This is a genomic window from Pseudomonas sp. JAI120, assembly GCF_014207255.1.
Lineage (GTDB): Bacteria > Pseudomonadota > Gammaproteobacteria > Pseudomonadales > Pseudomonadaceae > Aquipseudomonas.
Genome location: NZ_JACHCZ010000006.1, coordinates 173,715 through 200,086, shown reverse-complemented (window position 1 = coordinate 200,086; position 26,372 = coordinate 173,715). Strand labels below are relative to the sequence as shown.

28 protein-coding genes are annotated in these 26,372 nt (G+C 55.4%); 27 read left to right on the top strand and 1 reads right to left on the bottom strand.

The annotated features are described in order from the left end of the window. The first annotated feature begins 18 nt into the window (after positions 1–18). The 14 genes from HDC32_RS26745 (at position 19) to HDC32_RS26685 (ending at position 14,060) form a co-directional block, all read left to right on the top strand. Positions 19–1,449, top strand: coding sequence for an amidohydrolase family protein (locus tag HDC32_RS26745; RefSeq protein ID WP_184746100.1), 1,431 nt, complete (start codon positions 19–21; stop codon positions 1,447–1,449). A gap of 98 nt (positions 1,450–1,547) precedes the next feature. Further along, a complete protein-coding gene (locus HDC32_RS26740; protein ID WP_184746098.1) occupies positions 1,548–2,504 on the top strand; it encodes a PDR/VanB family oxidoreductase in 957 nt (318 codons plus the stop codon). 381 nt (positions 2,505–2,885) lie between these two features. Then, the gene (locus HDC32_RS26735) at positions 2,886–3,785 is read left to right on the top strand and encodes a transporter (RefSeq protein ID WP_184746095.1); all 900 of its coding nucleotides are present in this window, start codon (positions 2,886–2,888) and stop codon (positions 3,783–3,785) included. A 573-nt stretch (positions 3,786–4,358) separates the two neighbouring features. Then, a complete protein-coding gene (locus HDC32_RS26730) occupies positions 4,359–5,108 on the top strand; it encodes a hypothetical protein (RefSeq protein WP_184746093.1) in 750 nt (249 codons plus the stop codon). A 115-nt stretch (positions 5,109–5,223) separates the two neighbouring features. Continuing rightward, a complete protein-coding gene (locus tag HDC32_RS26725; RefSeq protein ID WP_184746091.1) occupies positions 5,224–5,448 on the top strand; it encodes an AlpA family phage regulatory protein in 225 nt (74 codons plus the stop codon). A 4-nt stretch (positions 5,449–5,452) separates the two neighbouring features. Continuing rightward, the gene (locus HDC32_RS26720) at positions 5,453–6,298 is read left to right on the top strand and encodes a ParA family protein (RefSeq protein ID WP_145338324.1); all 846 of its coding nucleotides are present in this window, start codon (positions 5,453–5,455) and stop codon (positions 6,296–6,298) included. Positions 6,299–6,378: 80 nt separating this feature from the next. Further along, the gene (locus tag HDC32_RS32265; protein WP_311771985.1) at positions 6,379–6,588 is read left to right on the top strand and encodes a hypothetical protein; all 210 of its coding nucleotides are present in this window, start codon (positions 6,379–6,381) and stop codon (positions 6,586–6,588) included. 14 nt (positions 6,589–6,602) lie between these two features. After that, on the top strand, positions 6,603–8,192 hold the full coding sequence (locus tag HDC32_RS26715; RefSeq protein WP_184746089.1) for a ParB family protein: 1,590 nt from the start codon (positions 6,603–6,605) through the stop codon (positions 8,190–8,192). Beyond that, positions 8,189–8,737: a DUF2857 domain-containing protein gene (locus HDC32_RS26710; RefSeq protein WP_145338322.1), complete on the top strand. Its 549-nt coding sequence runs from the start codon at positions 8,189–8,191 to the stop codon at positions 8,735–8,737. The genes HDC32_RS26715 and HDC32_RS26710 overlap by 4 nt, the downstream gene beginning before the upstream one ends. Next, positions 8,734–9,921 (top strand): STY4528 family pathogenicity island replication protein, encoded by a 1,188-nt coding sequence (locus HDC32_RS26705; protein WP_145338321.1) that lies wholly within the window; start codon positions 8,734–8,736, stop codon positions 9,919–9,921. The genes HDC32_RS26710 and HDC32_RS26705 overlap by 4 nt, the downstream gene beginning before the upstream one ends. A gap of 220 nt (positions 9,922–10,141) precedes the next feature. After that, a complete protein-coding gene (locus HDC32_RS26700; protein WP_145338320.1) occupies positions 10,142–10,897 on the top strand; it encodes a PFL_4669 family integrating conjugative element protein in 756 nt (251 codons plus the stop codon). Continuing rightward, positions 10,894–11,412, top strand: a complete 519-nt coding sequence (locus HDC32_RS26695) for a DUF3158 family protein (protein WP_145338319.1) — start codon at positions 10,894–10,896, stop codon at positions 11,410–11,412. Before HDC32_RS26700 ends, HDC32_RS26695 begins: the two co-directional genes overlap by 4 nt. Beyond that, positions 11,409–11,864 (top strand): single-stranded DNA-binding protein, encoded by a 456-nt coding sequence (locus HDC32_RS26690; RefSeq protein WP_145338318.1) that lies wholly within the window; start codon positions 11,409–11,411, stop codon positions 11,862–11,864. The genes HDC32_RS26695 and HDC32_RS26690 overlap by 4 nt, the downstream gene beginning before the upstream one ends. 228 nt (positions 11,865–12,092) lie before the next feature. Next, the gene (locus HDC32_RS26685; RefSeq protein WP_145338317.1) at positions 12,093–14,060 is read left to right on the top strand and encodes a DNA topoisomerase III; all 1,968 of its coding nucleotides are present in this window, start codon (positions 12,093–12,095) and stop codon (positions 14,058–14,060) included. Between the two features lie 44 nt (positions 14,061–14,104). Here the strand turns inward: HDC32_RS26685 and HDC32_RS26680 are convergent, their stop codons facing one another. After that, positions 14,105–14,362, bottom strand: coding sequence for a hypothetical protein (locus tag HDC32_RS26680; RefSeq protein WP_145338316.1), 258 nt, complete (start codon positions 14,360–14,362; stop codon positions 14,105–14,107). A 210-nt stretch (positions 14,363–14,572) separates the two neighbouring features. Between HDC32_RS26680 and HDC32_RS26675 the strand changes: the two genes are divergently transcribed. The 13 genes from HDC32_RS26675 (at position 14,573) to HDC32_RS26615 (ending at position 26,121) form a co-directional block, all read left to right on the top strand. Then, on the top strand, positions 14,573–14,914 hold the full coding sequence (locus tag HDC32_RS26675; RefSeq protein WP_145338315.1) for a helix-turn-helix domain-containing protein: 342 nt from the start codon (positions 14,573–14,575) through the stop codon (positions 14,912–14,914). Between the two features lie 880 nt (positions 14,915–15,794). Next, on the top strand, positions 15,795–16,376 hold the full coding sequence (locus tag HDC32_RS26670) for an STY4534 family ICE replication protein (RefSeq protein WP_145338281.1): 582 nt from the start codon (positions 15,795–15,797) through the stop codon (positions 16,374–16,376). A gap of 71 nt (positions 16,377–16,447) precedes the next feature. Further along, positions 16,448–16,705, top strand: coding sequence for a hypothetical protein (locus HDC32_RS26665; protein WP_145338280.1), 258 nt, complete (start codon positions 16,448–16,450; stop codon positions 16,703–16,705). 101 nt (positions 16,706–16,806) lie between these two features. After that, the gene (locus HDC32_RS26660; protein ID WP_145338279.1) at positions 16,807–17,301 is read left to right on the top strand and encodes a JAB domain-containing protein; all 495 of its coding nucleotides are present in this window, start codon (positions 16,807–16,809) and stop codon (positions 17,299–17,301) included. A 52-nt stretch (positions 17,302–17,353) separates the two neighbouring features. Then, positions 17,354–18,091, top strand: coding sequence for an ABC transporter substrate-binding protein (locus tag HDC32_RS26655; RefSeq protein WP_145338278.1), 738 nt, complete (start codon positions 17,354–17,356; stop codon positions 18,089–18,091). Between the two features lie 106 nt (positions 18,092–18,197). Then, complete coding sequence (locus tag HDC32_RS26650; protein WP_145338277.1) at positions 18,198–18,740, top strand: PilL N-terminal domain-containing protein; 543 nt, start codon at positions 18,198–18,200, stop codon at positions 18,738–18,740. Next, positions 18,737–19,408 carry a chemotaxis protein gene (locus tag HDC32_RS26645; protein WP_145338276.1) on the top strand — a complete coding sequence of 224 codons (672 nt, stop codon included), beginning with the start codon at positions 18,737–18,739 and terminating at the stop codon, positions 19,406–19,408. The genes HDC32_RS26650 and HDC32_RS26645 overlap by 4 nt, the downstream gene beginning before the upstream one ends. Before the next feature lie 9 nt (positions 19,409–19,417). After that, positions 19,418–20,137 carry a TIGR03759 family integrating conjugative element protein gene (locus HDC32_RS26640; RefSeq protein ID WP_145338275.1) on the top strand — a complete coding sequence of 240 codons (720 nt, stop codon included), beginning with the start codon at positions 19,418–19,420 and terminating at the stop codon, positions 20,135–20,137. Further along, entirely contained in the window at positions 20,119–20,667 is a 549-nt protein-coding gene (locus HDC32_RS26635; RefSeq protein ID WP_145338274.1) for a lytic transglycosylase domain-containing protein, read from the top strand. The genes HDC32_RS26640 and HDC32_RS26635 overlap by 19 nt, the downstream gene beginning before the upstream one ends. Next, positions 20,664–21,179: an integrating conjugative element protein gene (locus HDC32_RS26630; protein ID WP_145338273.1), complete on the top strand. Its 516-nt coding sequence runs from the start codon at positions 20,664–20,666 to the stop codon at positions 21,177–21,179. The genes HDC32_RS26635 and HDC32_RS26630 overlap by 4 nt, the downstream gene beginning before the upstream one ends. A 9-nt stretch (positions 21,180–21,188) precedes the next feature. Then, positions 21,189–23,294 carry a type IV conjugative transfer system coupling protein TraD gene (traD, locus tag HDC32_RS26625; RefSeq protein WP_145338272.1) on the top strand — a complete coding sequence of 702 codons (2,106 nt, stop codon included), beginning with the start codon at positions 21,189–21,191 and terminating at the stop codon, positions 23,292–23,294. 85 nt (positions 23,295–23,379) lie between these two features. Further along, positions 23,380–24,111 (top strand): TIGR03747 family integrating conjugative element membrane protein, encoded by a 732-nt coding sequence (locus HDC32_RS26620; protein WP_145338271.1) that lies wholly within the window; start codon positions 23,380–23,382, stop codon positions 24,109–24,111. A gap of 387 nt (positions 24,112–24,498) precedes the next feature. Next, complete coding sequence (locus HDC32_RS26615; RefSeq protein ID WP_145338270.1) at positions 24,499–26,121, top strand: methyl-accepting chemotaxis protein; 1,623 nt, start codon at positions 24,499–24,501, stop codon at positions 26,119–26,121. Positions 26,122–26,372: the final 251 nt, after the last annotated feature.

The window sequence follows — 26,372 nt, the reverse complement described above, 5'->3', positions numbered from 1 at the left end:
ACAATGTGAGAATAACTCATGGCTACTAGCACACTGATCAAAAACGCCTGGATAGTGACTAACGATGCTCACCTGGGCGATATCAAAGACGGATCCTTGCTGATCGAAGGTACTTTGATCACCGCGGTCGGCGGCGACATCGTTGCACCTCCCGATTGCGAGGTCATCGACGGCACCGGGATGATTGTCATCCCCGGCCTGATCGATATGCACAAGCACCTGTGGCAAGGGGCGCTGCGCGGCATCTGCGGTGACATGACCCTGCTCGGTTATTTGCACATGGTCAGGCAGAAGTTCCTGGCCGTCTACCAACCGGAAGACACACGTCTGGGCTCCTACGCCTCGGCCGTGGAAATGATCAGCGGTGGCGTGACTTCGGTGTTCGATCACTCCCATTGCATCATTACTCCCGAGCATGCGGATGCCACGGTGGAAGGCGTCAAGGCAGCAGGTATTCGCGGGATATGGGGTTATGGCTATTGCCCTGTCTATGAAAGCGACGGCTTCGCGACGCACTCCAGTCGATTGAGCGATGCACGGCGCGTTCTCGATCAGCATTTCGGCGCCAACGACGGCCTGCTGCGCATGGGCATCGCCATTACTGAACAGGGCATGCTGCCGTTTGAGCAAACCGAGGCTGAGATCCGATCGGCACTGGACATGAACCTCAAGTGGACCGGCCACACCGCCTGCGGCATCGGTACGGCGCCGATCAGCCGCGGCGCGCAGAAGCTGTTTGGGAAAGGGTTGATTGATTCACGCGCGATCCTCTCGCATTGCAATGAGTTCGGTTACAGCGACTTCATGATGATGCAGGAGGCTGGTGCGCATTTCGCGAGTTCGCCCGATACCGAGCTCTATATGGGGATCAACAAACCTGTCAACTACCTCGATGCTGTTACCTCTGGCGTCAACATCTCCCTGGGCACCGATACGGTGTCATGCATGACGGGTGACATGTTCGCGATCATGCGAATGGCCTTGGTTTTTGCTCGGCATCAAGTCAATGGAGCCACTGCTGGAGCGATGACCGCGATTACCGAACAGCAAGTCAGCTCCCGCGACATTTTTCGCTGGGCCACAATCAACGGTGCGAAAGCCATGGGCATCGACCACCTTGTCGGCAGTCTAGTGCCAGGTAAGCGGGCTGACGTGGTCTTGGTCAATGCCACGCACTTGAACTTGATGCCGGTGACTGATCCGGTCACTTCGTTGGTCCTTGCGGGACATGCCGCTAACGTAGACACGGTGTTTATCGACGGCAAAATCCGCAAGCGTGGCGGGGTGCTGGTTGACGTGGACATGAACAAGTTGGTCAAAGACGTAGCCCATTCACAACAGGCATTGTCTGGTCGTGTTCCCGACACGCGCGAAGAAACACGGCCAGAGATACTGGACCAGGACGTGGAGCGCTGGGCGGACCGTCTGACCGAGGTCTCGGCGAAGTAATCCTGCGCCTTTCGGTGAAGCGCGCCACGAGTTCGCTGGCGCAAGCGGCTATTGCCGAACGTGCCCACAGGTATCGTCCGTGAATTATGAGGTTTGCCATGAGCTTGATAACAACAAGAGTAACCGCGATCAGGGACGAAGCGATCGATGTACGTTCGTTCGAACTGAGAAGCGCAGGACCGGAGGCTTTGCCGCCGTTCACTGCCGGTGCCCACATTGACGTGCATCTTGCGTCGGGCCTTATCCGTCAATATTCGCTGTGGAATTCCCCTACGGAACGTGATGTGTACCGCATTGCAGTGAAGCGGGAACTGCAATCTCGCGGTGGCTCGTCAGCCATGCACGACAATGTCCGGGCCGGCGACACGCTTCAGATTGGTGCTCCACGCAACAACTTTGAAATCGTCCGTGGGGACGGCCCCGTGTTGCTTCTCGCCGGCGGCATTGGAATCACACCATTGCTGTCGATGGCGCATGCCCTGCGCGATGCGGGGCGGCCATGTGTGCTGCACTACTTCACCCGTTCACCGGCCCATGCCGCGTTTTATGATCGACTGTCCGGGCCGGACTTTAATGATATTTGCCACCTCCATCATGAAAATGATCCTGAGCGGCTGCGACAGCTTCTGAGCACTCTACTTGGAGCGCGCGCCCAAGACGCAGATCTGTATATTTGCGGTCCGCGTCCGTTCATGGACCTGGTGCAATCCGTGGCCGCCGCGAATTGGCCAGCCGACGCAGTGCACCGCGAATATTTTGGGGCCGACCCAACTCAGCTTGCCGGCGGCCGAGAATTTCGCCTGCGTCTCGCGCGCAGCGGCCGCAGCACCGTTGTCGGCCCCGGCGAAAGCATTATCACCAGCCTCGCCGCACTCGGTGTCGAGGTACCCACCAGTTGCGAACAAGGTGTCTGCGGCACCTGCTTGACTGCCGTGCTGGAAGGTGTTCCTGATCACCGCGACGACTATCTGACAGACGATGAAAAAAAGCTCAGCAATGTGATGTGTGTATGCGTGTCACGCGCACTCAGCGACGAGTTGGTGCTGGACATCTAGTTCTGAGTTTTTCGAAGATATCAATCAACAGTGGTGCTCTCGCAGGGATTGGTTCTCGCTGGAGTAAGTTTACTCAAGCAAGTTAGACTTTTGCGTTAAATTGGCACATGTGATTAGTTATTGATTTGAAGGGCTAGTTGGGTGGTTTTTAAGGTGGGCTTATTTATCGCATTATTTTTTCTGGAAAACTGATCTATGGAGAAGCACTTGCGCTCAATGATTTTGAGCGTCAATTTGCTTGCCAAAATTTCAATTTTACAACTGTATATTAAGAGGCGCGGGCCGGCATAAAGAACTCAATGTATCCGTTGCGGTTGATGCAGGTGTTTGGGCAAAAGTGGTAGAGCACTCAATATTAATAATAATAAATGGAGAATACCGATGAAACTAATTAGCCTTTATGTAAAATCGCTGGTGATGGGCTGTGTCGTTTGCTTGCCGAGTCTTGATGTTAATGCGACAGAGCAAGGTAATCTCTCCTACCCACTAGGGGTGAGTACGGTATTGGGTGGACTGTATCCAAAGCCTGGCGAAACCTGGCTCATGAATTATACCCAGGTTTATAGATCCAACACTTTCGCTGATGGTAACGGGCGTAATTCTGTACCAGGTTTTAAGGCTGATATCGTTGCGGATGCGATGCGATTCAACCATAGCTGGAACATTGATATAGGAATGTTTGGTGTTTCTAGCGTGGTGACCATTCCGATCGTTCACACCAGTATCGGTACCGATTTCGGGAGTGCAAGGAATACGGGAGTTGCGAACGTAGATATTGAACCTATTAACCTGACATGGGGGTCGGCGGACCATAGTATTTCTGGATATACCGGCGTTGCAGTATATGTTCCTACGGGTAGTGATGTTTCAAATAACTACTATAGTTTTGTTCCTCTCTCAATGGTGACTTGGTTCCCTACACCGAAAGTCGAGATCTCGGGCGGCTTAGGAGTCGAATTTCACACAAAAAATAGAGATACAAACTACGATTCTGGAACAGTCGGATTCATCGAGTATGGAGTGAGTTATTATGCTTTTGACTCAATGCCAAAGTTATCTATCGGCCTTGGTGGTTATGCGACCAAACAAATTTCTGACGACAAACTTGAGGGCGAGACGGTCGGCGATGGATTTCGCCAGCAGATTATGGCGGCAGGGCCTCATATCACTTATGGGGATTCCAAAGGTGGCGTTACTGCAAAGTGGCTGCATGAGTTTGCGGGGGAAAATCGACCTGTAGGCGATCGTTTTTATGTTCAGTTTGTCCTGCCGTTTGATTAATTTAAATTAGTATTGACGATATTTGCGGGCGTGCCGCAGTAGGTTCTGGGTTCTAGGGGACGAAGTTCGACGCCGGGCTTCTGGCTGCACTACTAGCAAACTGTACGGCGTCGTGAAGTAAGCCAGAGTAGCCCTTTACGAGAATACCGAGCTTTACACTCTTTGTTGGCGCCAATGCCGAGTTGCCGAGATTTCACTGACCCAGCCTGAATCGTTGTAACTCATTGTCTGTGCTGGATTTTTTCAGGCTTGGACATCGGGCAGTCTTGCGTCGGCAACTGGGTCAATCCAGGCACAGCGCAAACATTACAGCTGAGCACTCAGGAGCACTGGGCACTAGACGAACAATTGTCTATTGACCGAATTGAATTCGGCATTGACTCTTCCTTATTCTCCTGAGTATTAAAGACTGCGTAAATCGATCATTACTCTCAGATCGACTTCGACCAGTCCACAAAATGGAATGACCTCTCCGATTTGTTCAACCGAGGAAAGAGCTAGCGTCAATAGCTATTCTTGATTTATAGATAGTCGGTGAGAGACCTACCTTTAAGGAATGGAGGTCCACCGTAGATGAGCGGTTATATTTTCAACCAGAATACGAAAACCTTCTATCGCCCTATAGATGCGGCATTGCGTTGGTGCAATCTTACTCGCCACGAAGCCCAAATTATCCAGGCGGATTGGTCTCGTCCTGAAAACCTTGCAACCCTCTTTCCCCAATGGCCCAATCTTCACATCGCTGTCGAAAGGATTTTAGACGCCATACGCAATGGTGAGCTGCCGTATGGCTGCCTCGGCATTTCTGTTCCTTTGGGAAGCTATGTAGAGCCCTATCAGCTGACCATCCGCCATTCGGACTTGCGCCGTTGGATGGAGATTCACTACCCCGACCACAAGCCCAGTTTCTTATTCGAGTCTGGTGAAGATGCGCCTGCAAAGGTCAGTCTAGGAACTTTTCTCTCCTTGAAAGCAGATCGAGATGAGTTATCGAGAGCGTTCAAAGCGCAACAGCATCGCATTCAAGAAATCTTGGGAGAGCTCCAGTCGATTGGACTTGAAAGAGATGATCTCAAAGCCTTGGCCAAAACGAATGGTCAAATCAGCGAACGTAGCGAACTGACCTATCACAACATCATTGGTGCATTGGTGAGCCTTCTCTTGGGCCATTCGCCCGCCGGAAAACCTCTTTCGGTATTCACGAATCAAGCAGCCATCGTTGATGCCATTGTCGCCCGTCACACAAATGTGCCTGGCCTCAGTAAGCGCACGCTGGATGAAAAGTTTGCCGTGGCCAATCGTAGCCTCAAAAAAAATAACTGATCGAGTCAATTGCGTTGCAATAGGCCTGATTGCAACGCAATGACTCGTCCGCCCTGATGCGATTCAATCCATGTCACTTCCCACCACGCGCCAATCGGCGCCAGGAGTGACTAGCATGTCCAGCCAATCTGAACCCGCCGTTGAAACATCTCAACTAGCGCGCTACATCATGCGACGTGAGGAGGTCGAGCAAAAAACCGGCTTCAAACGTGCGCACATTTACAACCTGATGAAGCAAGGCACGTTTCCGCGAGCAAAGCGCATCGGACTGCGCGCAGTGGGCTGGGACTCACTGGAAATCGAGCACTGGATTGCAGAACGCCTTTCGCGACAGGAGTGAGGCGATGCACGTGGTCTCGGTGGTGTCCACCAAGGGTGGCGTAGGCAAAACTACAGTAGCGGCGAACCTCGGTGGCCTATTGGCCGATGCTGGTCTGCGTGTTCTGCTCTTGGATCTAGATAGCCAACCCACCCTCTCCAGTTATTATTCACTGAGCCGGAAAGCTCATGCAGGTGCGTACGAGCTCATTGCACTCAATCTAACAATACCTGAACGAATAATTTCTAGGACTGCAGTCGTCGGTCTCGACCTGATTTTCTCCAACGACGATCAAGGTCGACTGAGCACATTGTTGCTGCATGCCCCTGACGGACGACTACGCCTGCACAATTTGCTCAACGAGTTGTGTCTCAATTATGACCTGCTTTTGATCGATACTCAGGGAGCACGCAGTGTACTGCTGGAAATGGCCATCCTGGCCTCCGATCTCGCCCTCTCTCCCATCACGCCAGAAATGCTCGCTGCCCGCGAAATGCGCCGTGGCACCTTGAAGCTACTGAGTGAGCTCGAACCGTTTCGCCACCTAGGCATCGACCCGCCGCCCTTACGGCTCTTACTGAACCAGGTGAACGTCAATCGACTGGACACCCAGATGATCATCCGGAGCCTGCGCGCGACTTTCGCAGAGGCTACCAATATCTCGGTTCTAGACACTGTAATCCCGGATAGGGTGGCGTATCTCAATGCCGCCTCCCTCGGCTTACCGGTCCACCGAATAGACGCTCGCCCGTCGAGTAAACGCCGACGCTCGCAGTCTGCGCTAGAAGTCATGCAGGCGCTGGCCATCGAATTATTCCCTGAATGGCGTGAAGCGATCTCTTCGGTAATGAGGTGTGCGGAGCCTCGATAAAAAATCACCCAATCAGCATTTCACCGATTTTTTTGTTTGATCGACCTTGAAGCAAATAGAGCTTGGTAAGGAGTTTTCTAATGTTGGATCAGTTTCCTATCGTTGTTCAGCCTTCCATTCGACCACGCGACGCGGCTTGCGAGGAGTACTGCACCGTGGTTTTTCGTTTGCAAGGGGGGCGCTCGGCCATGGTGTGGTTCCTCGCAGAACTCTCCGAACATTTCGAAGGCTCAGGGACTGCCGAAATCGTGAAATTCGAGGTCGGTGACCATTTGCGTAGCCGGCGTTAGCCGAGGCGGTTCAGATGAAGAAGCTCAGTCAGGAGGAAATCACCGACAAGCTGCACCAGGACCACTTCACTCAAGGTCCTGGACTGGAGCGACTGTCCGATCCAGTCATCGACACTCCCATGCTGGTCACCCTGGAACAGTTACGCCCCTACGAGCACAACCCACGCTTCATCCGTAATCCGCTTTATGACGATATCAAGGCGTCGATCCGTGAACGCGGGCTGGATCAACCGCCACCGATTACCCGCCGCCCGGGTGAAACCTCTTTCATCATCCGCAACGGCGGTAATACTCGCTTAGCAATTCTCGGCGAGCTGTGGCAGGAAACTCGCGACGAGCGTTTCTTTCGGATTCACTGCCTGTTCCGACCTTGGAGCAATGAAACCAACACCCTACTCGGCCATCTGGCGGAAAGCGACCTGCACGGCCAACTCACGTTCATCGAAAGGGCCCTAGCAGTAGCCAAACTCAAAACCATGCTTGAGTCGGATGGCCCAGAGCTCTCACAACGGGAGCTGGCTCGACGTCTTGCCGCTGGAGGCTATCCGGTTTCGCAGTCGCATATCAGCCGGATGCTGGACACCCTCGAACACTTATTACCCGCCATTCCACAAACTCTGTATGCCGGCTTGGGTAAGCCTCAGATAGAACGTCTGATCGGTCTACGTAGTCAGGCTGAGCGAACCTGGAACCGCTATCCAACCGCCACAGTCGCGTTTGCAGAGTTCTGGCTGGAGACCATGGGCTACTTCGATAGCGATCCTGAATCCTTTGATCTTGAGCAGATCCAGGACGAATTGCTCGAACGCATGAGCCACTTGCTGGGACAGTCCTACCGTATGCTGGCCCTGGAGCTGAGCGATACCCAACGGGTCGCCTCCACGCCTGGGGCTGTCCCCACCACGCCCTCAGAAAGCAGCCATCGGCCAAGCGTGCATGAAACTGCGGCAGAGTTGCCCTCCTCCGATACTAAACCCGAATCAACTGATGCCAAGAGCAAGATAGAGGCAATTTCAGAGGAACGGCTCAACGAACCCGAAACAAATACTTTACCTGCGGTCAGCCACGTATCACGCGTTCAACAGATTCGTGAGCAAATCGATCGCGAGATCATTGCCGAAGCGGAGTCTTCATTCGAAACCTGCACAATCGACGACCTCTGGACCATCGCACCAACGCTGGATACGCCCGAACAACTGCGTTTAAGCATTGCAGGACTGGCTCGGGATATGGCGGCCTATGCCGGAGATGCCAAGTGCATCATTGATCAAAAGCTTGGCTTGGGCTTCGCGTTGGACATTAAGCGACTCGATCTTTCAGCGCCTCGCTCGACCGGCGTTCACCTAATGCTCCTGGCCCTGCTACGTGCTCAAGACGAGGTGAACTGGGAAGATCGCAAGCAAATACCTTCCGCATTGTTCGGGCAGCTGTTGTTAGGGGTCTATCAACTCTATCTGCCAGATCGACCAGTCACGGACGTGGGGCTGGAGCGACTGCCTGACAGTCTGTTAATCAAGCTGTTTCGCCTGATCCGCCTGGCCCGGCGTCTAATCGACTTAACGCTCACCGCTGAAGACAAAAACTCACCGAAGGAGCTGAGATGAACCTGTCCTTCAATATGCTCAATCAAGCCATGCTAACCCAGGTACTGCACGAACTGCGCCTGGGTAATCTGCAACGCTGCAAGGCACTTGGACTGAGTGAGGATGACATCTTAGTGCTGCAATCCTTACCACCAACCACGCTATCGCGCCTGGCTCATGCCACTGTCCCTTGGCTTGAGGTCAAGATTGACTCGCCGGTGCTGCATCGGTTGATCGAGCAAGCCGAACGGGACGAACAGAACGAACGCTTGATCAACCGAGCGCTCAAGCTCGGCGCCAGCAGCACCATCATGTACCAGTGCTTTGGCTTGGCGCATTCGGAAACAGCCATGCGCCGGCGTCTACTCAAAATAGAAACACGTAAAGGCCGCCCCCAACATTTAAGCGAAGCGCAGGAGCATGCGTTGTGGCAACGTTGGTGCCAAATACGAACAGAGGACGGCACCGAGGATAAACTCGACGCCATGATGATGCTTGCCGAAGAACAACAGATCAGCTTGACCATCGTTTGGCAGCAAATCGACCAGTACAGCAACAAAACATGAATGCTGTTCTTGCCAGTCGCTGGCAACGTGTCCTGCAGCAATGCACACAGCAGCTGCATGAGCGCTGGCCAGCACGCCCTACCACTGAACAGCCCTCCAACCAGGCTCTACAGGCTGGTTTTCTGTTTAGTGGCCAATCACACGAAGTCGTGCCACGTCGGTTGCTGTTGGATAATCGGCTGACGCCATTGGAGCGAAATGCATGGCAGGTATTTCGGCTCATGCTGCAAGGCCAGGGCGTGGTCACGCCGCGCTATGAGGATTTGCAACCTTACCTCTCGAGCGTGCCTTACGGTGCGTCAGCCTCGCGTGAAACCATTGCACGCGTGTTGACGATGCTTAGGCTCACTCGCTGGCTCAGTTTGGTGAGCCGCGGTCGCGATCAAATCAGCGGGCGGCTACAAGGTTCTTTGTACGTTCTGCACGATGAGCCGTTAACCCCCGCCGAAGCCATGGAGCTGGATCAAGATTATCTAGAACTGGTCGGACATGCCCTCGGTCATGCGACGAAGGCCGTGCGGATTGTCGCTCAACACATTGTGGAAGAGGTCCGACAGGACACGAATATCGATCAGGGTCGGTTACCGACGCGGCTCGACAGCTGGGGCGAACAGTGGACGCAGCAAGGCTTGGATCAGCCGTCCGATGATGCATTCCACAATTCCGAACGTGGGGAAGATCACCACGTTCGGAATCGTGCAGGCCCTCGTTCGGATTCCGAATCAGGCTCGAACCCTAACGTTTCCAGCACCGTTCGGAATCTGGACGCTGCCTGTACTGTGTTAAAAGAAAGTAAATGTACAGTACCGCGCGCGACCACTACTGTGGATAACCTGCGCTGGCCCACTGCGCTACACCTGAGTCCCAGCGAACGTCAGGCCGTCGCGGTGGCGCTGATCAAGCTTAACCCAGCGGATCAGCAGGCTGTGCTCAACGAGGCGGGGGCACGCTGTAAGGCCGGCGGTATCCGCAAGCCAGCGGCCTATCTGATGGGCCTGATCCAGCGTGCGCTGAAAGGCGACTTTCGTCCTTGGGCAAGTCAGGTCGAACCGTCACCCGTCGCAGAGCCGCCCCCACCCGCTCCCTCGCGGCCGACTCGGAAAAAGGGCGAACCCGCATCAGCCCTCGCCCAAGCGTGTCTGAATGAGCTGCGCCAACTGCGTGGACGCGGTGGAACTCAATAGATTTGATGCCAGTGGCATCAAATCCATAGAGCTCCAGTCTACGAAAATGTCGGACCGAGCCATGGAGCTTTTAGAGGAACACAGGGACGTCCTCAACTAAACGTAGACGTTATGTATTTTCTCTTTCTCACCAAACCGAACAAACCGCGTTCAGCTTTTTGGCTGCCCTTGCCCCTCATCTGTCGCAACGTCCCGTCCAACCCTATGCGAGGACAACACCATGGCCGATCACTATCAACTCAATCTGGGTTCATTGCGCAGCAGCATCACCTTAACCCTGCATACCCACCATGCAGCCCGCATATGGCAGGGTCGGGCCGCACGTGAAGGCGTCCACTCGATCATGGGCATGGCCGGCTACATCAGTGTCACCAACCTGATCAAACAAGCCGCGGCCCAGGACGATCCCTATGCCGATTGGGCCATCGTGCAGCTCGAAGAAAAACTGATGCAGGCAAAGGCTGGGATGGGAGAACTGACCCAACAGCTGGACCGGATCAGACAGGACTTGCCGACTCAGATCGACATGGGGGACAACCTCAACATCCACCCCGTCACTTTGCCATTGTACATTGGCAGTCAGCTGGGTTTTCTGGCGGTTTACCTGCTAACCGACTACGACACGCTGGTCCGCCATACCCTCTTGGCCCATCACACGGCTTTGATCGGCCGAAGAGACATGGAAGCCTGGATCGACGACGGTGCCCACCTGTTACGCAGCCTGTTCGGTCAGGCGCAACGTTATCGACATGCCGGCGTTACACGCGATGATATGGCCGCAAATAATGCCCGCGCACTGGCGGCCGTGGAGAAGTATGGATTGCCCCCGATGGACATCCTTGAGGGTCATCGCCGTTCTCAGTTTGCGCCGCCGATCATTCGCCGTGGTGCTGTAGCAGTGGATGACGCTGATGCGTTGGCAGAGGACGTGGACGGTCCGTCTGTAACCGTTAATGAGCCGGAGGCTGACGCATGAATCCCATGACCCCGATTCAACCAATGCCCTTCAAAGCGTTGACACCGGATGCCTATCGGCAGCTCGAACACGCTGCCTCCCTAAAAGGCCTTTTAAAACCTTTTAAGGGTAAGGGGGAGTTGGAGCACCTGGCGCAGGTGGCGAGGGAAATCGAGGCGCAGTTATGTCGCCTGATGGAGGCTGTCGTGCAGCAATCCGGGGAGCCGCCGTACTCGCTATTGAAGATACGATTGGTGCTGCAGAAGACCAGTGCGGGCAGCACCTTTTTGCGTTGGCGCACCCGTGATTTTTCTCGCATGGGTGTGGCGGTTTGGGAGCGTCAGATCTCCAACAAAGCATTGCCGCAGATCGTACGAGAGGAATTGCACCGTTTCGAATGCGCGCGTATCGCACTAAACCTTCAGATGAGTGTGGTGCATTCGCTCTACCGCCAGGCTACGACCTGCGCGATCAAAATGGCCAGTGCCGAACAGTTGCTGCGCCAGTTCACACCCGCAGTGGAGAAAACACGATGAGTACTTTTTTCGTCGGCGAAGGCAATATCGGCAGTGCGCCAGAGTTCCAGGAGTTCGCCTCAGGCAATGACGAGCCACGGCGTTTGCTACGGCTGAATGTATACTTCGACAACCCCATCCCACGTGAGGGCAGCTATGAAGATCGGGGCGGCTATTGGGCGCCGGTTGAGCTCTGGCACCGTGAGGCTGAACACTGGAGCACGCTGTACCAGAAAGGCATGCGCGTGCTGGTCGAAGGTCGTACGGTGCGCGATGAGTGGGAGGACAGCGAAGACAATGCACGGGTGACCTTCAAGATCGAGGCCCGTCGAGTCGGCATCCTGCCTCACCGGGTACACAGTGTGGTCATGCGGGAACGCTCCAGTGAAACGGCGGCCTCTCAAAATACAGAACAGGCCAGTTCACCGACGTCGAAATCCAAGAAACACAAAGGACAATCACCTAAGGCCTGAACGACTTCAGGCATAAAAATTGCGCCTTTGCGCGAAGTTCTTGGCCTGTCATTGCTCGCTGCTCGTGAAGCCCCCCACCCAGTTACGAACGCTCCAATAAAGTAGCAGCTTCAGCCCATTCAAGGCCGCCCTCACCGACTAATATGAGGAACCTGCCATTCAGGTTTCTCATATCTCGCCCCTGCTACTTCGAACAACGCTGCTCCGAACTCAATCCGGAGTAGTGATATGCGCCTCTTCCTCTGCGAAAAACCTTCCCAGGGTCGTGACATCGCCAAGGTTCTCGGAGCCACTCGGCGTGGCGATGGTTGCCTGATCGGCCCCGAGACAACTGTCACATGGTGTATAGGCCACCTACTGGAGACGGCCCCGCCTGAAGCCTACGGCACTCAGTACAAGAACTGGTCGTTGGATCATCTACCGATCATTCCGGCGCAGTGGCAAGTGGAGGTCAAACCCACGACTGCCGCGCAGTTCGAAGTCATCAAACGCCTGCTCAGCGAAGCCACCACCGTTGTCATCGCAACCGACGCCGACCGCGAAGGTGAGATGATTGCCCGCGAATTATTGGAGCTCTGCCAGTACCAAGGCTCTGTTCAGCGCCTCTGGCTGTCCGCACTCAACGAAGCATCGATTCGCAGGGCACTGACCTCGCTGAAGTCTGGTCAGGAGACCTTCCCGCTCTATCACTCGGCCCTCGCCCGCAGCCGTGCCGACTGGCTGATCGGCATGAACCTCAGTCGTTTGTTTACCCTTCTTGGTCGGCGGGCAGGCTACGACGGCGTTTTGTCAGTGGGGCGCGTCCAGACACCCACCTTACGTCTGGTGGTCGATCGGGATCGTGCGATTGCCGGCTTTGTCCCGGTGCCTTACTGGAACGTTGAGGTACACCTATCGTCGATGGGCCAGCGACTCATCGCGTCGTGGTTACCGCCAGGCTCAGGACGGGACGAGTCGGGGCGTTGCCTACAACAAGTGCTTGCCCATCACGCGGTCCAAACAATCACCGACGAGAAGTCTGCCACGGTAATCTCGTTACATACTGAGCATTTCCGAGAACCGCCGCCCCTGCCCTTCGACCTGAGCACATTGCAGGAAGTCTGCTCGCGTAAGCTGGGGCTCGGCGTCCAGGAAACCCTGAACATCGCCCAAGCCCTGTATGAAACCCACAAAGCCACCACCTACCCGCGCAGCGATTGCCGCTATCTACCAGAGAATATGTTCAACGAGGCTCCCGCGGTACTCGACGCTCTGCTCAAAACGGATCCTGCACTCAGACCTGCATTCGAGGACCTCGATCAATCATTGCGCTCTCGCGCATGGAACAATGCCAAGATCACTGCGCACCACGGCATCATCCCCACCACCGAACCGGCAAACCTGGTGCGGATGTCCGAACAAGAACGCCATGTCTACGAACTGATCCGTAGCCACTACCTAGCGCAGTTTCTTCCGCATCATGAGTTTGATCGGACCCAGGTCGAACTGGCGTGTGGCGAAGAACGATTGACCGCTGTGGGCAAACTGATCTTGGTCCAGGGCTGGAAAAGCTCGCTCTCCGAAAACACCGAGGAGGATGAGCCCATTCAAAAATCCCAAGTCTTACCCATCTTGCAACAGGGCACGCAGTGCGCCGTGGACAATGTTGAACTCAAATCCATGCGAACTGCCGCTCCTAAACCTCTCACCGAGGGTGATCTGATCAAGGCGATGAAAAACGTCGCCAAGCTTGTCAACGACCCACGCCTGAAACAGAAACTTCGGGACACCACCGGTATCGGAACCGAAGCCACACGAGCCGGCATTATCAAAGGGTTAATTGATCGCGGTTATTTGCTGAAGAAAAAACGCGCCTTAATGGCCTCGGCGGCGGCCCATACCCTGATCGAAGCGGTACCAACAGCGGTTGCAGATCCGGGTATGACCGCAGTCTGGGAACAGGCTCTGGACGAAATCGAAGCGGGACGTCTGACCCTGGATGCATTCGTCGCCAAACAGGCAAACTGGATAGCGCAACTGGTCGCACACTGCGGTTCACTGACTTTAGCCATGCCTGTCGAAGCCAGCCCGGCCTGCCCCATTTGCAACGCCTCAATGCTCAAGCGAAAGGGGAAATCAGGGCCGTTCTGGTCATGCTCCCACTACCCAGACTGCAAGGGCACTGCCCCGTTCAAAAAAGATACGCCTCGCCCATAACGCGCCATTGGAGATCAACATAAGCATTGGGGTCAATGTAATGGTCAGTGCATCATCAACGGTGACTGATCCCTCTCTAAGTCGATTAAGGGTTGTCCGATTTCACGGGCCAGGGCGATGCCTGTCGAAATCCATATCTGCCCCAGTTCGTTGAACGCTTTCAGGTGATCAGGATTTTCGTTGAGCCAATGAACAAGGCTGTCGAAGTGTTCGGGGTTATCCGGGCAATCATGGATCTTGATGAACAGCTCCAGTGTTCGATCCCAGATCTGATCCATGACGTTCTCGCTCTTCTCTTCCATGCTCAACCGTTCCTCAGCTTGGCCCTTTCAGACCGCTCATTTCTCACTGACCACCTCGGACTCTGATTCCTGGAGGAATAGAAGCCACGTCGCGACAAACAGCTATTTAAGTCAATATAACAACCCTTTAAGACGACACTCAACCGTTAAGGATGTTAATGTCAATGGGTCTTTGCTCAACCATCCGGGTTGAATTGGAGAGCTCATCACTTGGCACATAAACATCCAACCCAAGCCCAAATTGGACGCATGATCGCGAAACACCGCACTCAGCGTAATCTGACCCAGGAAGAGGTGGCTGAACGCCTGGGGATCGGCAGCGAAGCCATTTCGCGCCCTGAGCGGGGGGTGGTGGAGCTTTCCGTGGTCAAGCTGATGCAACTGGCGGACATCTTCGGCTGCCGGATGGATGAACTGCTGACGGCGTCGAGCAATCGCCCCAACGACCAGGGCCAGATGATCGCGGGCCTGCTGAGCGGCCTTCAAGAAAGCGACCGGGCCTTTATCCTGACGACCGTCGAACAGCTGGCCGCTCATCTCAGTAGCAAATAATCTCTTCGCCCATTGGCTTGACGTCGTCACACCCGCTCTGCTGTAGTGCCTCAGGATCATCGCTTACGGCGACCCAAGACCGATTCGCTCCGGGTAGTTCGGTCGGACTCCCTGAGTTCGGAGCCTTCTCTTCTGCGGAATTTCATTCCCGCTTTGTGCTCGACCTGATCGTGGTGGCGGATGACCACTGTTGCCTCTGCCAGACAACAGCGGTCATCCGCTTCGGCGATCGTATTCAGCCCCGGAGCCCGCCGGGGAAACACTGGGCACCCTTTGTGCGCGGATGCGTGCCAGTAGCTTCCGACCCAGGCCACGACAAGGGTCGGTTGGCGAATCATTGCGCAGTTCAACCAAGTTTTGCGAGGAGCTTGTCGACTGCGTAAGACCGTCAAAGGTGGTTTTTTCTATTCCTCGCCTGGCACACCACCAGGCCCACTCTTCTTTTTTTCATTTTCTTAATTCCAGTGACTACCACCGTATTCCGGCCTTAAAAAATCGGGTTGTAGCGTCTTGACGCTCCCCGGTGACAGGCTTATACAAAGGGCGTGGTTCGCTGTCGTTGACAGCCCAGCCCAGGTAGCCAAAACCTTCAAGGCTACGCCACGTTCGTGGTGGTTTACCCAAGTGCGATCAGCGTTCGGAAGCTCGCGCGGTTGCCGCTTAAGCGGTGATGAATGCCGACTACTCCATGCCTGCGGGTTACCACTGCAGACTCTCCTCTGCTGCACAGCTACTCACCCAGAAGCTTCATTCTGATGGTCATCGGCTTGCCGGTGGCGAGTCGTTCATCGCTCGACTTCATCTTACCCACCCTGACGGGGGCTCACTTTCCCGTCAGGGGCTGTGCGTCGCCGTTTTCCCTTGAAACAGGAGAACCACCATGGCCTACGCCAACCAATCCCAAGAAGCGACCTCTTACTTCAACCTGCACACCGCCGGTATCGGCTACCTCAACCGTGTTCGTGAAGTACAGGTCCGCCGCGGTCAGCCATTCATGGCCTGCGATATCGCAGCCTTGCATGGTGCCTCCGATGCAGTGGAGTACACCCGCTTTGATTGCAAAGTCGCTGGTGGCGAAGCTGACCGCTTGATTCGCCTCTATATGGACGCCGTCAAAGCCGAGAAAAAGGTCTTGCTGTCGTTCCGTATTGGTGACCTGTGGATCGACCCATTTCTCTATGAGAAAGGCGATAAACAAGGCCAACCTGGCGCCAGCCTGAAAGGTCGTTTGCTGTTCATCGACTGGATCAAGGTCAATGGCAAGTTCGAATACAAAGCGCCCGCCAGGCAGGAAGGAACAGCATCTGCTGAGCAAGCGCCAAACAGTGAGTCATCCCCAGCGTCGGCTGATGTCGAAGCTGAGAATATCGGTAAATCAACAGAGCTCAGGACTAAACCTGTATCTGCCACCACTCCCCGCACGGCCCGCCGTGTCGCCACACGTGCTGTTCAGTCCGCCTGAACAATCCATGATGTTTTACATCAAGGCGCTCCCTCGAGCGCCTTTTCTTCAATCAGCACAGGAGAACCAACATGGAATCCTTCTGGCTTTGCGACGACTGCCTGTTCGGTGCGGCTTACGAGGACTACAGCACGTTATCGCTGTATCACTCGCCGAATGAGATCGCACAACGCATCGCCGCGATACATCGTGGGCTGGTTCGCTTAATGCCCATCAGTGCCGACTTCGACCCCGAAACCGGCTGGGGAATAAGAGCCTTTTCTACGTTGCCTTGCGACAGTTGTGGTTCACCTCTACACGGTCAACGTCACCGATACACTCGGCTGTAAACCCTACATCACCTGCAAACGCCTGCAACTCCACACCCACCCTGGGGATACCACTCCCCATGGGCGTGTACCCCCTGATTATTCCCTTCGGAGGTAGCGCCATGAGCCCCCAACTCACACTGATTGAGACCTCGGATTTCGAGGCTGATCGCATTGTCCAAGAAAACCTGCTGATCGACGAAGCGCTGCATATTCTAGACCGTCGGTTGTTCAACCGTGGTCCTAAACTGACGTCACCTGACGCCGTGACCTCATACCTAAAACTGCAGCTTACACAACAAGAACATGAAGTCTTTGGTGTGGTTTTTTTTGACGCCCAGCACCGGGTGCTGGCGTTCGAAATCCTCTTTCACGGCAGCATTGATGGCGCCAGCGTTTACCCCCGCCAAGTCGTTAAGCGCTCCCTCGCGCATAACGCTGCAGCCGTCATTTTTGTTCACAACCATCCCTCAAGGTGCACGGAGCCCAGCCAGGCGGACCGTGTTTTGACCGCACGGTTGAAAGAGGCCTTGGCCTTGATCGACGTGTGCGTACTGGATCACTTCATAGTGGGTGAAGGTCGCCCGCTCTCCCTTGCCGAATACGGCTGGCTTTAACCCTCACAGGCGCCTACGGGCGCCTTGTTCATTTCAATTCTGGAGACCCCTCATGAACCAAACCCTAGCCCTGCTCCCAGCTTCAAACCCGTTTGCTCGCGGTTACGACAACTTGCATATCGAACGGCTGCTACTGATCACCTACGAAAACAACTACCCTCCCTGCTTTCGCCCCCTGCACTACTCACAGGTCCATTTGCCCGACGATGAACTGCAGCTGTTCCCCTGCATCTTCAATGAAGATTTCGCCTTGATCAGCGAAGGTCAATCCATTCCGGATGAGTTGGATGAACGCTGTCAGTCCACTGGGCTGGTGCGCCAAGTGATCTATGCCGTGATGGGCGAAATGCTCAACGAGCGGCATCATGTCGGCGATCTGTACTCCTTGGAAGATGCCGAAGCCGTGATCCGTCGCTTGAGCTTCGAGACAGGACACTACAGTCGAATCTGGGAGATCAGTACCACACACCTCACTGAAGAAGCATTGCGTTACTTGGAGCGCCGGGCTGGCAATTTCGACTACAGACCATCCGGTCTGCTGTTCGAACCCTTTGCCCTGAAGGACTGCAATGGCGTCGGGTGTAAGCTGATCGGCACGCCCTGGACCGACAATAACCTGATCAAAATCGAGGGCTGTTCTTACTCATCGCTGAGGCAAGAGCAACTCGATGCCGGTACGCCGGCAGCCTTGGTCAACGTGCTGTATCTGGCGGCATTGGCGGATGTGTGCTTGTTGATTTTCGACCCCGACGCTGCCGTCTTGGACACGCTCGCCATTTTTGATGAATAGCAACGCGTTCAGCGTTAAGACGACCCGCCTTGAATCGACTTTCTCACTGAATCGCTCCTTCACCTCATGTCAGGTTCTGCACTGAATCTGACATGAGGTTTTTTTCATGGAGCGTTTTTTTACGCCTGTCTGCCTGCTGGTTTTTTTGAGTGCCTGCAGCGCGCAAATCCCCACCCCATTGCCGACTGATCCAAAGATCGACAGTGGTTCCAATCGGACCCAGTTATCAAGGAGCCCAGCCGAAGCAAGCCATCCGGCGGAAATCCGTTATGGTCGCTATACGCTGGTGAGCACCGAGCCCACCACGGAGCAACGTGATCTTCTCGCTCAAATCATTGATGTGAACATACCGTCCAACTTTAATCCCTCGGTACAGGAGGCGATGCACTACGTGCTGCAGCGCTCGGGTTATTCGCTCTGCCCTGCCACCGAACCAGTAAAGACACTTTTCACTCAACCTCTGCCTGCAGCCCATTACCGGCTCGGCCCGGTCCCGTTACGCAGCGCACTACAGGTATTGGCTGGCTCCGCCTGGCAACTCACGACCGATGAGGTCAGCCGTTCGGTCTGCTTCGAACAGCAGAAAGCTGATGTCGGCATCGTGCCGGCTAAACCAGACTCGTCCCATCAGACGGAGGCACGGCCATGAAAGCCTCGACGTTTCAAACCATCATTGTTGGCTTACTTTGCCTGGCGGTTTCCGGACTGAGTGGTGGTTTGTATAACCAGTATCAACGCGTGACCGAGCTGGGAAATGCGAACGCCCAACACCTACAGATCCTGCAAACCTTGCAACGTGATTCGAGCGATCTCAAAGACGCGCAGGAGAAGCTGCAGCATGCACTGAAGGACCTGAAGCAGATGGTGGATTCCGGTGAACAACAGGCCAACACACTCGACCCGATGTTGGATCAATGGGCACAAGAGATACAGGAGCTACGCGACGGTCTGGCAGACCGAGCCACCACAGCCGACATGAACGCGCTACGCGCACGACTTGAGCACGTCGAGCAGCAACTCCTGGACCTCAAGCCACAGCCAACACTTCCTCCACCGACATCTTCCCCGGCCAAACCGACGAAAACCTCTCGCCCCAAGTCTGCCCTGCTCCCGCCGCCATTCTCAGTGTTGAGTGTCGAGTCCCGTGGTGGCGAGCGCTTTCTGGCGGTCGCGCCTCCTGATAGTCGCTCGCTCAACGATATCCGGTTGCTGCACAACGGCGAGCAGCTTGGCACATGGCGACTGAAAGTGCTGGAGCCGAAGGCGGCCATCTTCGCAGTGGCTGCTCAGCCAGACCAGACAGTGCAACTCCCTTGAGAAGCGATCATGAACAGAGCCCCACTACTCCCCATCGTCTGTCTCGCTTCGCTACTGGCCATAGGCGCTGCGATGGGCAACCCCGTCACGACACCGTCAAGGAACCAGGACACGCAGGTCGCGCCCTTGGGGCGCTCTGACTCTGAACAGGCGGCGAGTTGGGGCGTGACCGAGCAGGAATGGACACGTTTCGAACAGATCCAAGCCGGCCCACGCGGTTTCTGGAGCCCGAACCTCGACCCCTTGACCGCCCTAGGGGTTGAGGCCCAGACCGACCAAGAGCGCCAGCGATATGCCGAATTACAGGTAGCACTGGAAGCCAAGCGCGCCGAGCGTGAATTGGCCTACCAAAACGCTTACACAGCGGCCTGGGCCAAGCTGTTTCCGGGGCGGTTGCCGGTTCAGGGTATGGCATCCCCGCCCTCTGCTAGCTCACCGGTAGAGCCGCGCCGAGCTCTGTTTGTCGAAGACCACTGCTCTGCGTGCACCGCCGAAGCACAGCGTCTGCAAAGCAGTGATACGGCGTTCGATATCTACCTGGTGGGCAGCCAAGGCGAGGATGAACGCGTCCGCAGCTGGGCTCGGCAAGCGGACATCGATCCAGTCAAGGTTCAACGCCGACAGATCACCCTGAACCATGACCGTGGTCGCTGGTTCAGCCTGGGCGCCCCAAGACCATTACCCGTCACATTTCAACAGGTGAATGGACAATGGCAACGTCTCGATTGATTGCTATTGCCCTCCTGCTGACGGTGCACGCGGTTCGGGCTAACGAACTTCCCCCTCCGGCTTATCAACTGGCGGCGCATGACGCCAACATTCCTTCTACGGTGTTGTTCGCGATTGCCTTACAGGAGAGCGGTATTCGCGTCCGTGATCGACTGCTGCCGTGGCCTTGGACCCTGAATATCGCCGGAACACCCTACCGTTTCGCCACTCGCCAGGCCGCATGTCACGCCTTGCTCCAGGCGCTCACACAATATGACGCTAAACGGGTCGACGCCGGACTTGGGCAAACCAACCTGGGTTATCACGGACAACGTTTTTCCGGTCCCTGCGAAACTCTCGAACCCTACCGCAATCTGGCTGTGACTGCCGCCCTGCTGCAAGAGCATCACGCCGTCACCGGCGATTGGGTTTCAGCCGCAGGGCGTTATCACCGCCCTGCGGGAGGTTTACCCGCCGCGCGTTACCGCGATGGATTCTCCCGGCAACTCGCACGACTACAGGCGTCCGCTGAACAAGGCACACCACCATGAAACGAATTCCTACTGCCTATTACTTCTCCCTTCTCTTGGCTGCTTTCGCCCAGTCGAAAGAATCCGTTGCAGAGGACCAGTTTGGCGGCTTCACCCGTCCCCATCTTCAAGTTGCCATGGCGCCCATAAACAACAATCTCCAGCCTGGTCGCGCCATGCATGCGGACTTGTCCAGGTTTGCCGATGAAACCTGGATATTACCCGTTCGCAGCTCTCACTTGAGTCCCGGCCAAATCAAGTCTCGCGCCCTAAACATGCCGGGCTTACGGCCATTTTTCCTGGTGGGTGAGGATACCCACTCACTGGCTTGGTTGCGTCAACGCGCGCCTGAACTGCAGGAAATGGGCGCAGCCGGTCTAGCGGTTGAAGTAACCGATACCGAAGCTTTGGCCCGGATTCGAGCCGCCGCCCCGGGCATCAGCATCCTGCCGGTCAACGGTAACGACATCGCCACCCGCTTGCAGATCGAGCACTACCCCGTCTTGATCACCGACACCTCACTGGAACAGTGAGTCCAGGTCATGGCAGAGCATGCGATGGAGTCAAAGCTCCGGCCGGCGGTGGAGTTGTACAACGTAGCGATCTGCATCGCCGCCGCGGTGTTGTGCGTGTACTCGCCCTGGGCTGTGGCCCTGTCACCCGAGATCGGGCTGGTTGCAGCGCTGGCCTATACCCTATTCGGCCTGATCCGCCTGCGACAAGCCTGGGAGGTGTTGCGCTATCGGAGTAATATCCGTCGGCTATCCCGCTACGAGCTGACCAGTCGGCAGATTCCGGTCAGTTGTAAGCGTCTGTTCATGGGGCGAGGGTTTCGCTGGAGCCGCCTGCATACCCAGCGCTTGGTCGAGGCTCAGGATCCAGCGGTCGCCCATTATGTCGACCAACCGGCCCGTTATCGCCTAGCCCGTGGTCTCGAACGGTCCCTTGAGCATGCACCGTTTCCGCTCTCGATATTGTCCCGTGTCACCGCCTGGGACAGCGCCTTCAATCCGTTGCGCCCTTTAGCACCGGTAGGAGGCTCGCCCTTGCTGCATGGGGTCGAGCCCGATGAAACGGAAGTCAGTCTGCCACTGGGCGAACGGGTCGGTCACACGCTGGTGCTGGGCACGACCCGCGTCGGTAAGACGCGACTCGCCGAGGTGTACATCACCCAGGACATTCACCGCATTGAACATGAGGTAGTAATTGTCTTCGACCCGAAGGGCGACGCCGACTTGCTCAAGCGAATGTACGTCGAAGCCAAACGCGCCGGTCGGGAGAAAGAGTTTTATGTCTTCCATCTGGGCTGGCCAGAAATCTCCGCCCGCTACAACGCGGTGGGACGTTTCGGACGTATTTCTGAGGTGGCATCTCGCATTGCTGGGCAGCTCAGTGGTGAAGGTAACTCCGCAGCCTTCCGTGAGTTCGCATGGCGTTTCGTCAACATTATTGCCCGGGCTTTGATCGAACTGGGCCGGCGTCCGGACTACCTGCAGATCCAACGGCATGTGGTCAACATCGATGCGCTGTTCATCGAATACGCCCAGCAGTTTTTCGCCAAGACCGACCCGAAGGCGTGGGAAGTGATCGTCCAGCTCGAAGGCAAGCTCACCGAGAAGAACATTCCGCGGCATATGATAGGACGCGAAAAGCGGGTTGTGGCCATCGAGCAATACCTGGCGGTGAAGCGTGTATTTGATCCGGTAATGGACGGACTGCGTTCAGCGGTGCGCTACGACCGCACTTACTTCGACAAAATCGTGGCCTCGCTACTGCCGCTGCTGGAGAAACTCACCACCGGCAAGACCGCTCAGTTACTGGCTCCCAACTACACCGACCTGGATGACCCGCGGCCGATCTTCGACTGGATGCAGATCATCCGAAAACGCGGCATCGTCTACGTTGGCCTGGATGCGCTGACTGATGCCGAAGTGGCCGCCGCCGTGGGCAATTCAATGTTCGCCGACTTGGTCTCGGTCGCGGGACATATCTACAAACATGGCATTGACCATGGGCTGCCTAGATCTGGCAACGCTGGTGGAAAACTGCCAATCAACCTGCATGCTGATGAGTTTAACGAGTTGATGGGCGATGAGTTTATCCCACTGATAAACAAGGGCGGCGGTGCAGGTATCCAGGTGACGGCCTACACCCAAACCCTCAGCGATATCGAAGCACGTATCGGCAACCGCGCCAAGGCGGGCCAGGTGATTGGTAACTTCAACACCCTGCAGATGCTGCGGGTACGCGAAACAGCAACCGCTGAACTACTCACCCAACAGTTGCCCAAGGTAAACGTGCTGACCAGGACGCTGGTGTCGGGTGCCACCGACACCTCCGATCCCGAGGCCAACACGGATTTCACCTCATCCTCACAGGACCGTGTTAGCAGCACCAGTGTGCCGCTGATCGAGCCGGCTCACATCGTCAGTTTGCCCAAGGGGCAAATGTTCTCCTTCCAGGCTGGTGGTCAGCTTTGGAAAGTCCGCATGCCGTTGCCAAAACACTCTAACGACGATGCCATGCCCAAGGACTTGCAGGAGCTCACCCAGATGATGCGAGCGGCTTACAACGAGCAGGCGGGTCAATGGTGGAGTGCGGGTGGCGGTGGACCAACTACAAACTTCAATCTGGATCAGGTCGGATAGCCCAACCTAGTTGTTCGATTTAACAGCAGATGGTTCAGATAGAGTCGTGCCCACATCAACGCGGCAACACGCAATGGAGTTATCAATGGCGACTTCCGTCCAGAACACGCCGCCACAATCGAGCCAGCGTCCTGGGTTGATTATTTCGGCGATCGGCTTGGTCCTGCGCATCATCGGTTTGTTGATTGCCTCATTACTGTTCTCGATCTTGATCGAGTGGGCAGGTCTGCTCTTATTTTGGGGGGAACAAGGCTGGAGACATAGCCAAGTCATGCTGGTCAATGAACTGGGCTGGCTTAGCGACCATTTCAAATCGTCACTCATTCTCAAACAACCTGGGCAGATGATCCTTCAGGTACTGGACTTCCTCAATCAGTGGCTGTTGGTCAAGACTGGATTTGCGGACTTTGCCCGGCAAGCCAGGGTATCGAGCCAGGGCAACGGGTTCTGGGGATGGACCAATAAGCTCTACGTGACTATTGAGGATTTCGTGCTGGCTTCGGTCTACATCACCTTCACTTTTGTGGTGCGCCTGACCATTCTGGTCTTAGCCATGCCACTGTTCTTGCTAGGCATGATCACTGGCCTTGTTGATGGGTTAATGCGTCGTGACCTGCGCAAATTTGGCTCGGGACTAGAAAGCAGCTTTGTCTACCACCGCGCTAAGCGAGCAGTGTTACCAATGCTGATCGTGCCCTGGGTTATTTACCTATCCCTACCGTTTTCGCTCAACCCCATGGTGATTTTTTTGCCTTGCGTGGTGATGCTCGGAATAGCAACTGCTATCACCGCGGCAACGTTCAAAAAATATCTTTGATAGAGCTCACTGTTGGAGTGTTAAACCATTCCGGTCAATCTAGGCAATACGGCGACAATACTCATGGCTGCTGCAACCAATCACTGGAAGGAAATGGCGGCATTCATTGTTGATAACAATTGATTAGGCCGACCTGGTTTACGTTAACGCCGGTCAAAGCCCATTCTGCGTCGAGCTACACCACTGGTGTCTCCTAAAGACGTTGATCTGGATCTGAACGAACGTCTGCCTGTCCAAAAAGCTTGAGGCGATTCATCGAGATATTTCCAGGTCATGTCTAAAGTTAAAACTATGATGGTCGATATCTAATGTTCGCACACCCTTTTCTCACGTCCAGAACAAAATCCCTCATACGAGCCACGGATAGGCGTTTCAGGAAAGAACAAAATGTTCGAAAAACTGAGCATCTCGCAAAAACTTTATTTAAGCTTCACAACAGTAGTTATACTGATCGGTATGCTGGTGGCGAGTGCTTATAAAGGCTTCGAAGCAGTGGAGGATGCTACAAATAGTAACCTTCATACCTATCAAGTCATCAGCGCTGCCCAATCGGCGCTCGAACAATTGATCAATATCGAAACCGGTATGCGGGGTTTCGTCATAACTTCAAAAGATACCTTTTTAGAGCCGTTAGTGGAGGGCGGAAAGCGCTTTTCAGAGCAATTGGACCTGCTCAAACGTTTGACGGCGGATAATCCGGCACAGCAGCAGCGGTTGGCTTCTTTGGGCGACACACAAAAGCGTTGGCTCGCTGAAAACATCGATCCAATTATAGCTCTGCGCAGAAGCCTGACGGCGCGCAATATGCCTGACGACGAGCTAGACACTCGCATCACCTCCGGTGCAGATAAAGCCAAGATGGACGGCATGCGCGAGACGCTGGCCGAAATCACCGCCGCCGAGAACACATTGCTGGCGACGAGAAGCCAGGAAATGCTCGATGCCAAACGTCTCGCCCTCACGATTCTGATACTGGGCGGGGCTTCGACGGCAATCCTATCGTTGATTCTAGCGGCTACGCTGGGGCGCAGTACCACCCGGCGGTTGCAATTGGCGATTGATGCTGCTACCGCGATTGCCAACGGAAAACTGGATACAGTGATCGACACCAGCAGCCATGACGAGCTGCCCAAAGCCTTCGACCGCATGCAGAAACGCCTACGGGAAATGATTCAACAGATCAGCCAGGCCGCGAATGAACTGATGGTTTCCGTGCAACAAATTTCAGGAGCGTCAGAGCAACTCTCTAGCGCGATTCAGGAACAGTCGACGTCGGCGTCGATGATGGCTGCCACCATTGAAGAATTGACCGTCAGCATCCATCACGTGTCCGAAAACGCCGATGAGGCCCACCAACTTGCTAGCCGTTCGGGCCAGCAATCCCAAAACGGTGCGCGAGTCATCGAGAATACACTGTCCAGCATGAACGGCATTGCCAGGACCGTGCAGCACTCCTCCACCCAGGTGGCGGGGTTGGGCCAGCATTCCGAGCAGATTTCCTCAATCATCAGCGTGATTCAAGGCATTGCCGACCAAACCAACCTGCTGGCGCTTAACGCCGCCATCGAGGCGGCTAGGGCGGGCGAGCAAGGTCGCGGATTTGCCGTGGTGGCCGATGAGGTGCGCCTGCTTGCACAGAATACGGGTAAGTCGACGCAAGAGATCGCGGTCATGATCGAGAAAATCCAGGCTGGCGTGCGCGATACCGTCGAAAGCATGCGCGGTGGTGTACTGGAAGTGAATCAGGGCGTGGAAACGGCAAGTACCGCCGGCGCCGCTATCGTCGAGATCCGTGACAGCTCGGGAAAAGTGCTGCAGGTCGTCGATCAGATTTCCTTCGCGCTGCGTGAGCAAACTGCGGCCAGCCAGGACGTTGCCCGCAATGTTGAGCGCACCGCGCAAATGGCGGAAATGAACAACGTATCAGTGCAAGAACTGCTCAAGACCAGCGGTGGCTTGAAGAAGCTCGCTACCAGCCTTCAGCAGGAAGTGAGCAAGTTTCAGCTGTAGTGGTGAGAGGGCCGATCATGCACCGTGATCTGGCCCGACTATGGCCTGTCCTCCTCCTTTACAACCATGCATTGCCGTGACCAGAACCCATCTGCGGCCGCCCACACGGATGTTGAAACGTACTACGCGCAGTCTTACTTTCGCGGACTGCGCGTAGCGCCACCGCCAAGTAGCTGGAAGCACTTAAGCATGGAGACGAGCTTAAACGCTATGACCAAGCTCGCTACATGATCGGCGCCTGTAACGAAATA